Origin of the sequence: Streptomyces phaeochromogenes (assembly GCF_001418655.1) — a bacterium.
GTDB classification, from domain to species: Bacteria; Actinomycetota; Actinomycetes; order Streptomycetales; family Streptomycetaceae; genus Streptomyces; species Streptomyces phaeochromogenes.
This window is the reverse complement of sequence record NZ_LIQZ01000011.1, coordinates 51,936-64,175: the sequence shown is the minus strand read 5'-3', so window position 1 is coordinate 64,175 and position 12,240 is coordinate 51,936. Positions and strand designations below refer to the sequence as shown.

Here is a 12,240-nt window from a genome sequence, read left to right as displayed (position 1 = left end):
GCGCCAGGGGGAGTGGGAGCGGGGGAGTAGGGCTGGTCAACGGGTGTGGGCCCACAGGTGTCGGCCCATGAGTGTGGGGCTACGGGCGTTGGCCTACAGGCGTCGGCCTACCGTCGTGGGCCCACGAGTGTGGGGCGACGGGCAGTGGAGAAGTCAACGCCCGTTGGCAAACGCTCGGTGGCATGCGCCAGGCCCGGAGAAACGAGCGTTGGCAAACATGTGGTGACCGAAACGGCTCGAAGTTGCCACGCGACGGTCAACGCCTGTTGGTGGACCGCCCCCGGCCAACACGTCAGGGCCAACGTTCGCTGGCCAACGGCCGTCGACCCCACGCCCGTCCACCCCTCGGGGCACGTACCATTGCGGCATGTCCTTCCTCCGCCGCCGCAGCGCCACTCCCGCCGGGCCTGAATTCGACGTTCTGGCCATGGACCCGGGCGACTGGCCCGGCAATCTCGGCGCGGGCCTGCTGCCCGCGCCCGACGGAAGCTGCCAGGGCGTCTTCCTGCGCTACGACCTGTTCGGTGGCCGCGGCCCCGCGATGATCATCGGCAATCTGCCGGAGGGCTCACCGGCCCGGGACGTCGCCGAGGGAGAGGTCCCGTTCGAGGTTGCGCAGCTGCTGCTGGCGCTGGAGAACGAGGAGGAGGTCACGGTCGTCGGGGCCGAGGACATGCCGGTGATGCAGGGCGACAACCTCCTCATCGTGCGCCGCCTGAAGCTCTCCGAGACGCGGATCTCCTGCGTCCAGTTCGACCGCAGCGACAACGTCCTGGTGACGATCGCCGCCTGGGACCGCCCCATCACCGACGATCTGTACGCGCTCCTGAAGCCCCTGCCCGCGGAGCTCTTCCAGCAGGGCTGAACCCCGCCGTCCGCAGCGAACCGCCGGCGGACGACGAGACCACGTTCAACGCGCGAACCCCTAGCCCTCGGTCGCCCCACCCGCGGCTGATTCGGTGTCCACGCCGTCCAGGAAGTGGAACCCGGGCCGCGGGTGCATGAGGAAGTCGTGGTGGGAGATGTTCCACGCGTAGGCGCCCGCCAGAGCGAACGCCACGCGGTCGCCCGCCCGCAGCCCCGGCGCCCGGACGTTCCGGGCCAGGACATCCTTCGGGGTGCACAACTGGCCGGTGAGCGTGACGAGTTCGCGTCTCGCGGCCGGCCGCGGCCAGGGATGAGCCCAGTCCTCCACCGCAAGCGTGGTGCAGGGCTGGTCGTGTCCCTTGGTCGCGGGAGTGCGCATGTGGTGCGTGCCTCCGCGCACAACCGCGAACTCCTCGCCGTGACTCTGCTTCACGTCCAGCACCTCGGTGGCGTACCAGCCGCAGTACGCCGTCAGCGCCCGCCCCGGTTCGATACGCAACGTCAGATCCGGGTACCGGCAGGCGAGTTCGGCGAGCCCTTCGCCGTACGCGACCCAGTCGAATCGGTCCTCGGGAGCGGCGTAGTCGACCGTCATCCCCCCACCGAGGTTCACCTCGGCCAGCCGCACCCCGTCGTGCCGTTCGGCCAGCCCCACGGCCCAGCGCACGATGGACTCGGCCACCGCGAGCTGCTCCGGAGCCCGGAGCCCGCTGGCCAAGTGGGCGTGCACACCGCGGAGTTCAAGATGCGGATACGTGCCGTCGGTGAGCAGACGCACGACCGCGTCCGCCTCGGACGGGTCGAGGCCGAAGGGCGTGGAACGGCCGCCCATCGCCAGCGAGCTCGCGGCCAACGAACCCGACGCCACAGGAAGGTTGAAGCGAGGCAGGACCGCGACCCGGCTGTCGGGCGCCACCTGCCGGGCCAGTTCGGCCAGCATGTGCAGCTCGTACTCGCTCTCCACATGGAAACGCTCCACGCCCCGCTCCAGCGCGGCCGTGATCTCGGCGGGCGTCTTGCCCGGTCCGCCGAAGGCCAGAGGGCGGCCCGGAACCGCCTTGGCGACATGAGTGAGTTCGCCACCCGACGCGACCTCGTAGCCGTCCACGTACGGACCCAGCGCGGCCAGGATCTCCGGCTCCGGGTTGGCCTTGGCCGCGTAGTAGAGCTCGACGCGGGCGGGCAGGGCGGCCCGCACGTGAGCGGCGTGATCGCGCAGTGCCGCCAGGTCGTAGACGTAGGCGGGGAGTTCGCCGGAGGGAAGGGAGAGCACGCGGTCCCGTACGGCCGCGGTGGGGATGGTCATCGGGTACTCCCGGTCGTGTGGCACAGGATGTCCTCACCGAGCGGAGAGGGCAGGTGGACGTATCCGGCCTCGCGGTCGGCCTTGCGCTCCCAGCGGGTGAGGAGGTTCGCCTTGGCGGGCAGGGGCACTCCGGCGAGCAGCGCGGCCAGCGGCGGCGGGCAGCCGTATCGGTCGGCGTACGTCTGGAGGGTGACGCGGACCTCCGCCCACAGCGCGGCCTCGGCGTGGGGGTGCAGGTCGGCGAGCGCGGCGAGCAGCTCGGCGACATGGTTCACGAGCAGGCAGTAGACGACCCGGTCCCAGCCCCGCTGCGCGTCGTACGTCATCGGCCCCGCGACCTCGGGCGGCAGCGCGGCGAGGGTCTCGGCGTGATGCTCGGGCACGAGCTTGGTGCCCTCCAGGTCGCGGAAGAGGACCTGGGCGGGCATGCCGTCGCCGTCCACGCAGATCAGCACGTTCTGCAGATGGGGTTCCAGCACCAGACCGTGGTCGAAGTAGGCGGCAAGCACCGGCGGCACGAGCAGCCTCAGGTAGGCCGCCCACCAGTCGAGCGCCGCCTGCGGACCGGCCCCGTCGAGGAGTTGGGAGACGTGCGCGGGACTGGTCGGGTACTCGTCCGCGACGGCCGCCGCGAGCAGCGGGGTGGTACCGGGCAGGAGGTGCCGGGTCAGGCCCTCGCGGACGATGACGCCGAAGCCTTCGAGCAGCTCGCGGTCCGGGGTGCCGTCCGGTCCTGGCAGGGCGAGGCTGCGGTACGCGGGCTCGCGGAGCACCGCGCTGCCGGGGAAGCGCTCGGCCAGGTCGGCCAGGGCCGGGCCCAGGACGCGGGTGAGTGCGACGGCGCCTGAAAGCTCGTAACTCGCGTTCTTGCGCAGGCAGTTGGTGATCCGGACGTTCAGGCTGAACTTCAGGAACGACTCGCCGTCGTACAGCGTCCGTACGGATGCGGTGGCGGCGAAGGGCCTGCCGCCCGGGCCGAGGTCGAGGATCTCCCCGCGCGCGAGGGCCGCGCGCAGCGTCGGGTGCTCGCGGAGGATCGCGTACTGCCAGGGGTGGGCGGGCAGCAGCCGGTAGCCGTCGGGCACGGCAGCGCCCTTTCGTCCCCACGGGTCCCGCCGGTCCCGCCCGTCGAGCACGTCCAGGGCGCCGGGCTCCGCGGCCTCCTCGGCGATCAGGTGCTCGCGTACGGCCAGGTGGCGCAGGGGGAAGGCGGCGCCGGCCTCCGGCGAGTAGGCGAGCCAGGAGTCCGCGTCCCCGGTGCGCGCCTTGGGCGTGGGGTGGAAGCGGTGCCCGAAGAGCAGCGACTGCTCGGACGCGAGGTAGGCGGCGACGGGCGTGTCCGCCGGTACCGAGTCCGTCCCCGCCCGTACGGCGATCGCGCTCGGGTCGGACCCGGCCTGCACGGGGAGAGCGCTCCGGCCGCTCCCGGTGCGTACCGCGAGAGAGGCGGTGATGGTTCGGTGGCTGGAGTCGATCTGCTCCAGGAACTCCTCGTTGCGCACACCGGTACGCAGGGACAGTTCGTCCTGCGTGTACTCGGCCAGCCGCCGCCAGTCGACCACGTTCCAGCCACCGTCGGCCGTCTCCTCGCTCACCTGGCCGGCGAAGCGGTGCGCGCCGAGCAGCGACGTACGACGCAGGGCGACCCGCAGCAGCACACCGCGGCGGGGGAGCCGCAGCAGCAGATGGCCGTGGGTGAAGGCGGTCTGGCGCTCGGGCGCCGACACCTCGCGCAGCAGACAGTTGAGGAGGGTGTGCGCCACGGCCTCGTCGGGGGAAGGGAGTTCGGCCGGCGCAGTGGGGGCGGAGGCGAGGGCGGAGGCGGGGGTGCTACCGAGCGACTCGGTCAGCGAGGGCATGTGTGGCTCCAGCGGGTGCAAAGAGAGCGGAGGATGGTCGCGCATACGGTGATCAGTGCGACGGCCGCGCCGGTCAGTAAGGGTGCGGTCGGGCCGTAGCGGGCGCTGCCCGCCGCCGCGGCCACGCCGGCGGCGACCGCGCCGGCCTTGGAGAAGAACTCCAGCGAGCCGAACAGCCCGCCGGGGGAACGGCCCTTGACGCAGTCGGCGGCCAGCACCGACAGACACACCAGGCCGAGCGTCAGCCCCACGCCGAGGACCAGCCGTACGCCGATCAGGGTGGCGAGGGAGTCGGCCGCACTGTGTCCGGCCAGCCCGATCGCGACACAGATGAAGCCGATCACGATCCCGGCCCGGGGTCGGTCCCGGAAGGCGGTGTGTACGGGCATGGCGGCTATCAGGTAGCAGAGGTGGGGGAGGGCGAACAGCACGCCCGACAGCGTCGGTGACGCGCCCGGTATTCGTTCCTCGACAAGGGAGATGAGGTAGGGGAAGGAGATGACCGTGGAGAAGACAAAGGTGAACTCGAACGCGTACAGCGAGCGCAGAGCCGCCGCTGGAACGGGCTCGGATGTCTCCGCCACCTCCGTCAACTCGGCCTCCTCCGCCTGCGGTTCGGGCAACGCGGCGAGCAACAGGGCGGCGGCCAGCGGGAGAAGGGCGAGCAGCGCGTACTGGCGATGGGGTGACAGCCAGGACGACAGGGATCCGACCACGATCGGGGCGACGACCAGGGCCGCCCGCGCACTGCCGTGCATCAGCGTGAGTGCCCTGGACAGGTGGGTCCCTTCCAGCGCGGCACCGAGGTAGCCGTTGGACGCCGCGAACGTGCCGCCGAGGATGCCCTGCAACACCAGCGCCGCGATGAACGTGCCGAGCGAATCGGCCCATCCCGCGAGCAGGAAGGCGACAGCGAGCCCCAACTGGGCCCGCAGCAGCAGCCGTTTTCGTCCGAAGCGGTCCGCGAGCCGGCCCCACAGAGGGGCACCGAGCGCACCGAACACGGTGGGCACGACATACAGCAGACCCGCCCAGCGAGCCGTTCGGTCGCCGAGCTCCGGCAGGATCTCGGTCAGGAACGGCGGCAGCCCCAGTGCCGCGAACGACGCCACGAAATAGCAGCCCGCGACTGCGTGCACGTGCCGCGGACCGAACCCGGAGCGGGGCATCCGCAGGACCTCGGCGGTCATGCCGAATCCCCCGTACGCAGCAGGTAGTTGGGGCCGGTCGTGTAGTGCTTGTTAATGTCCGCCGCGCCCGAACGTTCCTTGGTGAGCAGGGTTCCCGCGGTGACCATCGCCTTCACGGGCAGGCGGGGTGAGTCCAGCACCTGGGCACGCAGTACGGCACCGGGCTCGCCCGCTCCTGTCCCGAGCCGCTCGATCGCCTCGGCGAGCCGGTCGCGGACGAGCCGCAGCAGCACCGGCAGCGGAGCGCGACCGTGCCGGGCGAGCCCGAACGCGTAGGCGCCCGCGCACAGATGGACCGTGATGGTGGTGAACAGGTCGACGACCGGCTGGTCGCTCTCGGCGAAGGTCCGGGCGTCGTCGAAGTCACGCGGTCCGGTGGCGTTGTCCCCCGCCCGCTTACCCGATTCCTCGCCCGATCCCTCACCCAACCGCTCACGCAGCCGCGCGGCGTTGATGCGCGGTCCGTCGTTGTCCTTCAGCAACAGCCGCAGCCGAGTGCGGCCGTCGGTCCGCCGGTCGAGGACGAGCGAGATGTTCTGCTGGTGCGACTCCAGCGCGATCCCATAGCCGAACAGCGTGGTCTGCCAGTCGAAGAGCAGCGTGAGCCAGGCGTCCAGCAGGGCGAGCGGGTCGCCGCCGTAGAAGCGGTCGGCCAGGTGATCGACGACCAGCCGGTCGCCGGGCGCCTCGGCGAGCAGCGCGGCCATCGGCACGACGACGGAGTCCTCAAGACCAGCGGGGTAGCGTCGGAAGAGCACGGCGAGCAGTTCGTGCCCGGCGTGCGTGTACATGGTCTCGTCGGCGTGCAGGATCGTGTCACGGAAGCGGGGCTCGCGGGCGACGACCCGCTCGATCAGACGCTGTCCTGCGGCCCCGTCGACGAGTGTCCCGGGCTTGATGGTCCGCCGGTTGCGCAGGCCCAACGTGGCGGTGGCCAGGGGGAGTTTGACGTGCAGCAACGGGTCGACTGACAGGGCGACGGTACGCATCGACAGGGTGGGCACGGCTTCGAGGCGGGCGCGGTCGGCGAGTACCGCGCTCTCCGTCAGACCGGTGGCACGCAAGGCCTCTTCCAGCGGGGGACCGACACTTAACGGGTGTACGGGCAGGGCCACATGAGTACGGTCGAGCTCCCCCAGCCCGAGCAGCGCGGGCGTGGGCCAGCGGTCCGGAAGCGTGCCGGTGACCGCCTCCCGGGGCACAGCGAGCCAGCGCAGCGCGAAACGGGGATGAAACTCCGGTGCGTACGCCCGCAGTTGCTCCTCGGTGAGCCCGGATCGGCCGCGTGCCGTGGGGTAGACGGGATGGTCGAGATGGGCGGCGAGGGTGTCGAACGCCAGCCCGGCCGTCAGCCCCGTCCAGTCGGCCGGGTCCGCGCCAAGCCGGTCCGTCAGTCGCTCGGCGACCTGCGACCGGGCCGAGGCGTGCAGCCGCATGGTGGCCTGCGTCTGGCGGCACTCCTCCGCGAAGGCGTCGAACCCGCCCTGGTCGACGGGGTCGGCCAGCACACGCAACACACCAAGGATCTCGTCACACGTCTCATACAGGACGGGGACGGGGACGGGTGCGGCTCCCTCGGATTCCCCGACGAGCAGAGGCAGCCGGGCCGCGAACTCGCACTGGAACCCGTCCTCGACGACGGGCAGCAGAAGGAAACCCCCTTGCGCGTCGGCCCGTTGCAACCAGGCACCGTCAGGCCGGTGCACGAGCGTGCTGCGCGTACGCAGGCCCACCACGTCCTCACGCAGCAGAGCGCTGAGCACCCGGATCACCAATTCGCCCTCGGTGGGGTCGGTCTCCGGCCGCAAGGCACGTCCGCCGCCCGTGCCGACGGAGTCGCGGGTCGTCACAGTCGGGCCCGTCACCGCTGGATCTCCCACCGCTGCCCGGCCAGGAACTCGGCCACCACGCTGTCCACGGCCTCTTGGTCGGTCCCGATGGCCCGCAGCACGCCGAGGAAGTCGCGATTGGTGTGATACACCTCGTGCCGCTCGCCGACCCCCCGAAGCGGGCGGTAGGTCAACTGCACTCCGTCGACGGTCAGTTCGGCGGCAGCGGGGGCGGCGGCCAGCGTTCCGGCGCTCTCGGCGCAGGGATACTCCAGTCGAGCCGCGCCGTCACGCCGTGCTCCCAGATCCTCGGGCAGGCGCTCACCCAGGTGCGTACGCAGGATGTGCTCGAAGAGCGGGATCTCCAGCATGCGCGCCAGCAGCAGATCGCACTGGTCGCCGATGGCGCGGTAGTTGACCTCGATGATCCTCGCCCGGCCCTCGTGGACGACGAATTCGGTGTGGCAGGCGCCGAACCCCACGCCGAGCGCGTCGAGTTGGGCCAGTACCTGGGCGACGACCGGCTCGGGATGCGCCGCGACGAAGGTCAGCCCCTCCTCGATGAAGTACGGCGGTGGCGACACCCTGGTGTGGAACCCGCCCAGGACATGGCGGACGTGACCGTCACCGAGCGTCTCCAGGGTGTACAGCTCACCGGGCAGATACTCCTCGACGACCAGGGCCGCTCCCGAGCGACGGCTTTGGATCTCCGTGCAGCGCGCCAGCAGCTCCTCGGGACCGTCGACGAGCACGACGTCCTCGCTGGCCACGCCTTCGCGCGGCTTGACGACACAGGGGTACGGGGGGTCGAGGGCGGCCAGGCCCGCGAGATCGGTGACTTCGGTCGACCACACCGTGTCCGCGCCGACGGAGGTGAGATGGCGACGCATCTCGGCCTTGTCCTTGGTGCGCAGGGTGACCAACCAGTCCTTGCCGGACAGTCCGAAGTAGTCGGCGGCCAGGGCGGCCTGGGTCTGCAGATGGTCGCTGTTGGTGAAGACCGCGTCGGGTCGGTGATGCGTCGATATCCGGGTCACGACGGCACGGAAGTCGCGTACGTCGCACTCCAGGATCTCGATCTCCGGATACACGCGCCGGTGGGCGTCCGGCTGGTCGGTGAGGAGCGTGATGTCCAGGCCGAGCCGCGCCGCGGCGGGCAGGAATCCTTCGGTGACGGAGTCGGTCGGGTTGAGGGCCAGCAGATACATACGCATGCGCGAGGACAACTTCCGTTTGTGGATGGAGTGTTGAGGGGCGTGCTCGGGATGCCGGGCACGCCCCTGGCGGTGGGAGTTACGTCCTCGCGAGCTCCACGCGGGTGGCCCTCGCCACGGCCGCGAAGCCCGCACAGGCGTTGCTGTCGAGGGTCGTCGGCGAGGCCGGTGAATCGCGCGTGATGCCCTGTGCGACTGCACCGGTGCCCGTGAGCGCGGCATCCACCGTGACTCCGGCGGCATCCATCGTGAGCCCGATGGCGGTACACGGCAGCCGCAGGGCACGCGGCGGCACACTCATCGGTGCGGCCCGTTGGGTCACAGTCACGGTACGTGAGCTTAGGTCAGGCATGTTTTATGTTTCAACCAGCTGTGGAAGGGCTGTGACATGCGCCTCCCTTGATCGTTGCTCCAGGGGTGCGGTCACGCGCTGCTGTCGGCGATCTCTATACTAAGGTAAGCCTTACCTGCTTCGCTTGCTTCGCCCCCCATGCACAGGAGTACCAATGACCGTGGCCGTGGAGACTCTGTCGACCGGTGCGGCCACGTCCGTGTCCGGCCTGCTCGTGGACACGTACCGGCAACTGGGCGAGGTGTGCGAGGCGTTGGCCGTGCGAGTCGCCGACCCGGATCCTGCCGTCACCCAAATGGGCGTCAGTGGCGCCGAGTTGACGAAGGATCAGGAGGCCATGGAGGCCTTCCTCCTGGCCGAGACCACCCGCATCCAGGACCGCTACGACCACACCCCGCGCCGGGACGTCGCCGCCTCCCGAGCTCTGCACGACTACGCATGGTCCGTCGGGCTGCTGATGAGCGGCGTCTGGTACCTCACGGGCCGGGTGCCGCGCATCCACCCCGAAGACGTACGGCTCGACCTCACGACCGGCGTGTTCGAGATCAGCCCCCGCTCGGATCTCACCTGTCTCCCGGGCGACCCGGCCGCCGCACTCCCCGGCACGCTGACGGCCCCTCACGAGGAGGCCCTGCGTGCCGAGTTGAGGGTGGCCGTCGCCGATCACATGGAACCGCTGCTCTCCGCGATCGCCCCACACATCCGGCGCGGCCCGCGCGCCCTGTGGGGCATGGTCACCGATGATCTCGTCTCCGGCATCTGGTACCTCGGCCGCATGCTCGGCGAGGAGCCCGACGCCGTCCGGGCGGCCACCGCGCTTCTGCCCTCGGCCGTCGTACCCTTCCCCGGCGGAGCCGAGTTCCGCCACCTCACCGGCAGCGACGGCCGAGAGCACACGACCCGCACCCGCATGGGCTGTTGCATGTACTACACGATCCGCCCCGCCGAGGCCTGCTCCACCTGCCCCCGTACCTGCGACGCCGAACGGCTGCGGCGGATCGAGGAGGGCTGAACCCGGTCACGCGCCGGCCTGTCACACGGCGGGCCCGTCACACGACGGGCCTCCGCCGCACGAGCGGCACCGGCACGGAGGGCGCCCGCGTTCCGTCCCGCGTACGGTGGTCTGAGGCGGCCGGCACATGTCTCACGACGGGAGACTCGCGATGAGCGGCGAACCGACCTTCTTCGAAATCGGCGTGGCCGACCCCGAGCGGGGCCGCGCCTTCTACGGATCCCTCCTCGGCTGGGCCTTCGAACCCGGAACGTCCGAAGGCGGCGGCTTCGCCATCACCACCGACGGAGTGCCGGGCGGAATGCACGGCGGCGACGCCGGAGCCTCCCCCTACCTCTTCTTCAGGGTCGACGACCTCGACGCCGCCGTCGCCCGGGTCCGTGAACTGGGCGGCACGGTGGAGGACCTGGGCGACGGGGGCGACAGCGAGGAGTCGGCCGCCCGGTTCGGCCGCTTCAAGCTGTGCCGCGACGACCAGGGCTCCGCCTTCGGACTGCACGAGCCGCCGAAGTGACCCGTTGCCGCTACGAGGCCGACGGCACCGCCCGTACGTCGGCGGCGCGCACATACGCCACCCGGTGCCCGAACTGGATCTCGTAGTACATGTCCTTGCCGCGCACCACCCGGTGCGGCGTGGTGTCGAAGGTCGGCGCGTAGAAGTACTCGCCCGGCACCTTGTCACCCGCCGCGTACTTCTGCCCCTTGAGCAGCTTGTACGGCAGGGGAGAAATGTCCTGGACGGGCACGCCTGCCGGATAGGCCGTCTTCTCCGGGTACGCGCGTCCGTACACGGGGATCTCGGTCAGCCCGGCCTTCGGTGTCACGACGAGACCGGTCGCGTTCACCGCGGTCGGCTGCTTCGCAGGGTTCTTGAACCAGGCCATCTGGCCGAGGTACCAGATCGCGGTCCAGTCGCCGTCGCGCCCGGCGACCGCGTACCGCTGGCCCGTGGAGACACGCGAACCCACGTCGTTCACATCGATCGTGGAGTCCTCGCCCTTGGGCCGCAGCCCGATGTCCTTGACGAGCGGAGAGTCCGAGCGCGGCTGGGTGTGCAGCCGTACGGCGCTCGAACCGTGCGCCGCGCAGGGCTCGCCCTTCGTGACGCAACCCGTGAACTTCGGCTTGTGCTTGCTGAATTGGGGCAGCACGGTCACGAGCCCGCCGTTCGATCCCGGAGTGGCGCGCAGCGGCTTGCCGAGCAGGGTGAAGTAGTGCTGCCAGTCCCAGTACGGGCCCGGATCCGTGTGCATCCCGGGGATGTTCGCCGTCGTCGTTCCCGGCACGGTGTCGTGGCCGAGGATGTGCTGCCGGTCCAGCGGGATGCCGTACTTCTTCGCCAGATACGTCACCAGCCGCGCCGACGACCGGTACATCGCCTCCGTGTACCAGGCGTCCGGCGCCGCGAGGAACCCCTCGTGCTCCAGGCCGATCGACTTGGCGTTCACATACCAGTTGCCCGCGTGCCAGGCCACGTCCTTGGCCTTCACATGCTGGGCGATGTGCCCGTCGGTGGAGCGCAGGGTGTACTGCCACGACACATAGGTGGGGTCCTGCACCATGTTGAGGACGCCTTCCCAGGCACCCTCCGTGTCGTGCACGACGATGTACTTGATGCTCTGGGACTTGGGGCGATCGCCGAGGTCGTGGTTGCCGTAGTCGCCGTCGCCGAACTCCTCGTAGGGCGCCGGGATCCACTCGCAGGACACGGTCGCCGGGCACTCGGTGCCGGCCGCGCGGGCCGCCCGCAGTCCCGACTCGCTCAACGTCCGTGTTGCAGGCTGCAGTTGAGCCTGAGCCGCGAGGGCGACCTGCTGGCCGGCGTCCGTCGTGCGGTGCTCTCCGCGGCGGATCACGTCGAAGACGTCGTCGGCGTACGTCGCAGCCGTCGCCGTGTCGTCGGCGCCCGAGTAGCGTGCCACCGCCCCGTACCAGTCGGCCGCGTCGTCGCTGAGCGGTTCGCCGAGCTGCTTCTGGGCGGCGGCCAGCAGTGCCGCACCGCCGGCGACATTGGCCGCCGTGTCCGTACGCAGCCGCTCCGCGGGGATGCCCGTGAGTTCGGCCGCCTTCGTCAACGTCTTGAGGCGGGGCGGGAGTTGGGTGTTCTCCGGGACCTTGGTGTCGGGGAGGAGAGGTGCGCGTGAGTCGTCGCCGCGTGCGTCCTCCGTGCCCTCGCTGTGGTGCGGTGCCACCGTCCGGGCGATCGCGGTCCGGGCGTCCGTCAGATGCATGGGACCGTAGCCGCCGGTGACACTCGGCGCCCCGCCGTGCGCGTCCCAGCGGGACTGCAGGTAGGAGACGGCGAGAAGCACATTCCTCGGTACGTGGTACTGGGCCGCCGCGTCGGCGAACGCGCTCTGCAGACGAGCGGAGGACGTCCGGGCGCCGCTGTCGTACGGGGCGGCGCCGAGCAGGGGAAGCAGCAGGGCCGCCGACGCGACGGCACCGGCCGTCCTGCGTGCTCGTCTGTGCCCGGTGGAGGGGCTGGAGTCGGTGGCGGATCCTCGCAAAGCAGGCCTCCTGGGACGATCGGTCGCGATGGTGCGTGCGGGGCCGGGCGTGCGTCAGTGGTACCGGGTCCCCGACGATCCGTCAATCATGCCCAGAGACA

At 70.8% G+C, this 12,240-nt stretch carries 10 protein-coding genes; 3 read left to right on the top strand and 7 right to left on the bottom strand.

Annotated features, from left to right (window positions below):
• The first annotated feature begins 367 nt into the window (after window positions 1-367).
• Complete coding sequence (locus AOK17_RS01915) at window positions 368-865, top strand: hypothetical protein (RefSeq protein ID WP_055610485.1); 498 nt, start codon at window positions 368-370, stop codon at window positions 863-865.
• 60 nt (window positions 866-925) lie between these two features.
• Here the strand turns inward: AOK17_RS01915 and AOK17_RS01910 are convergent, their stop codons facing one another.
• From AOK17_RS01910 to AOK17_RS53745, 6 genes are all read right to left on the bottom strand, one after another.
• Entirely contained in the window at window positions 926-2,173 is a 1,248-nt protein-coding gene (locus AOK17_RS01910; protein WP_055610490.1) for a type III PLP-dependent enzyme, read from the bottom strand.
• The gene (locus tag AOK17_RS01905) at window positions 2,170-4,032 is read right to left on the bottom strand and encodes an IucA/IucC family protein (RefSeq protein ID WP_055610484.1); all 1,863 of its coding nucleotides are present in this window, start codon (window positions 4,030-4,032) and stop codon (window positions 2,170-2,172) included. Before AOK17_RS01905 ends, AOK17_RS01910 begins: the two co-directional genes overlap by 4 nt.
• Window positions 4,020-5,222 carry an MFS transporter gene (locus tag AOK17_RS01900; RefSeq protein WP_055610483.1) on the bottom strand — a complete coding sequence of 401 codons (1,203 nt, stop codon included), beginning with the start codon at window positions 5,220-5,222 and terminating at the stop codon, window positions 4,020-4,022. Before AOK17_RS01900 ends, AOK17_RS01905 begins: the two co-directional genes overlap by 13 nt.
• The gene (locus AOK17_RS01895) at window positions 5,219-7,072 is read right to left on the bottom strand and encodes an IucA/IucC family protein (RefSeq protein WP_425424584.1); all 1,854 of its coding nucleotides are present in this window, start codon (window positions 7,070-7,072) and stop codon (window positions 5,219-5,221) included. The genes AOK17_RS01900 and AOK17_RS01895 overlap by 4 nt, the downstream gene beginning before the upstream one ends.
• A gap of 11 nt (window positions 7,073-7,083) precedes the next feature.
• Window positions 7,084-8,265: an ATP-grasp domain-containing protein gene (locus tag AOK17_RS01890; protein WP_055610482.1), complete on the bottom strand. Its 1,182-nt coding sequence runs from the start codon at window positions 8,263-8,265 to the stop codon at window positions 7,084-7,086.
• A gap of 79 nt (window positions 8,266-8,344) precedes the next feature.
• On the bottom strand, window positions 8,345-8,593 hold the full coding sequence (locus AOK17_RS53745; protein ID WP_157881265.1) for a hypothetical protein: 249 nt from the start codon (window positions 8,591-8,593) through the stop codon (window positions 8,345-8,347).
• Between the two features lie 178 nt (window positions 8,594-8,771).
• On the opposite strand from AOK17_RS53745, the gene AOK17_RS01880 reads away from it, so the two are divergent.
• Together AOK17_RS01880 and AOK17_RS01875 are read left to right on the top strand one after the other, a co-directional pair.
• On the top strand, window positions 8,772-9,629 hold the full coding sequence (locus AOK17_RS01880) for a (2Fe-2S)-binding protein (RefSeq protein ID WP_055610480.1): 858 nt from the start codon (window positions 8,772-8,774) through the stop codon (window positions 9,627-9,629).
• A gap of 151 nt (window positions 9,630-9,780) precedes the next feature.
• Window positions 9,781-10,143 (top strand): VOC family protein, encoded by a 363-nt coding sequence (locus AOK17_RS01875; RefSeq protein WP_055610479.1) that lies wholly within the window; start codon window positions 9,781-9,783, stop codon window positions 10,141-10,143.
• A gap of 10 nt (window positions 10,144-10,153) precedes the next feature.
• On the opposite strand, the gene AOK17_RS01870 is transcribed toward AOK17_RS01875, so the two are convergent.
• Window positions 10,154-12,139 (bottom strand): N-acetylmuramoyl-L-alanine amidase, encoded by a 1,986-nt coding sequence (locus tag AOK17_RS01870; RefSeq protein WP_055610478.1) that lies wholly within the window; start codon window positions 12,137-12,139, stop codon window positions 10,154-10,156.
• Between the last annotated feature and the right edge of the window lie 101 nt (window positions 12,140-12,240).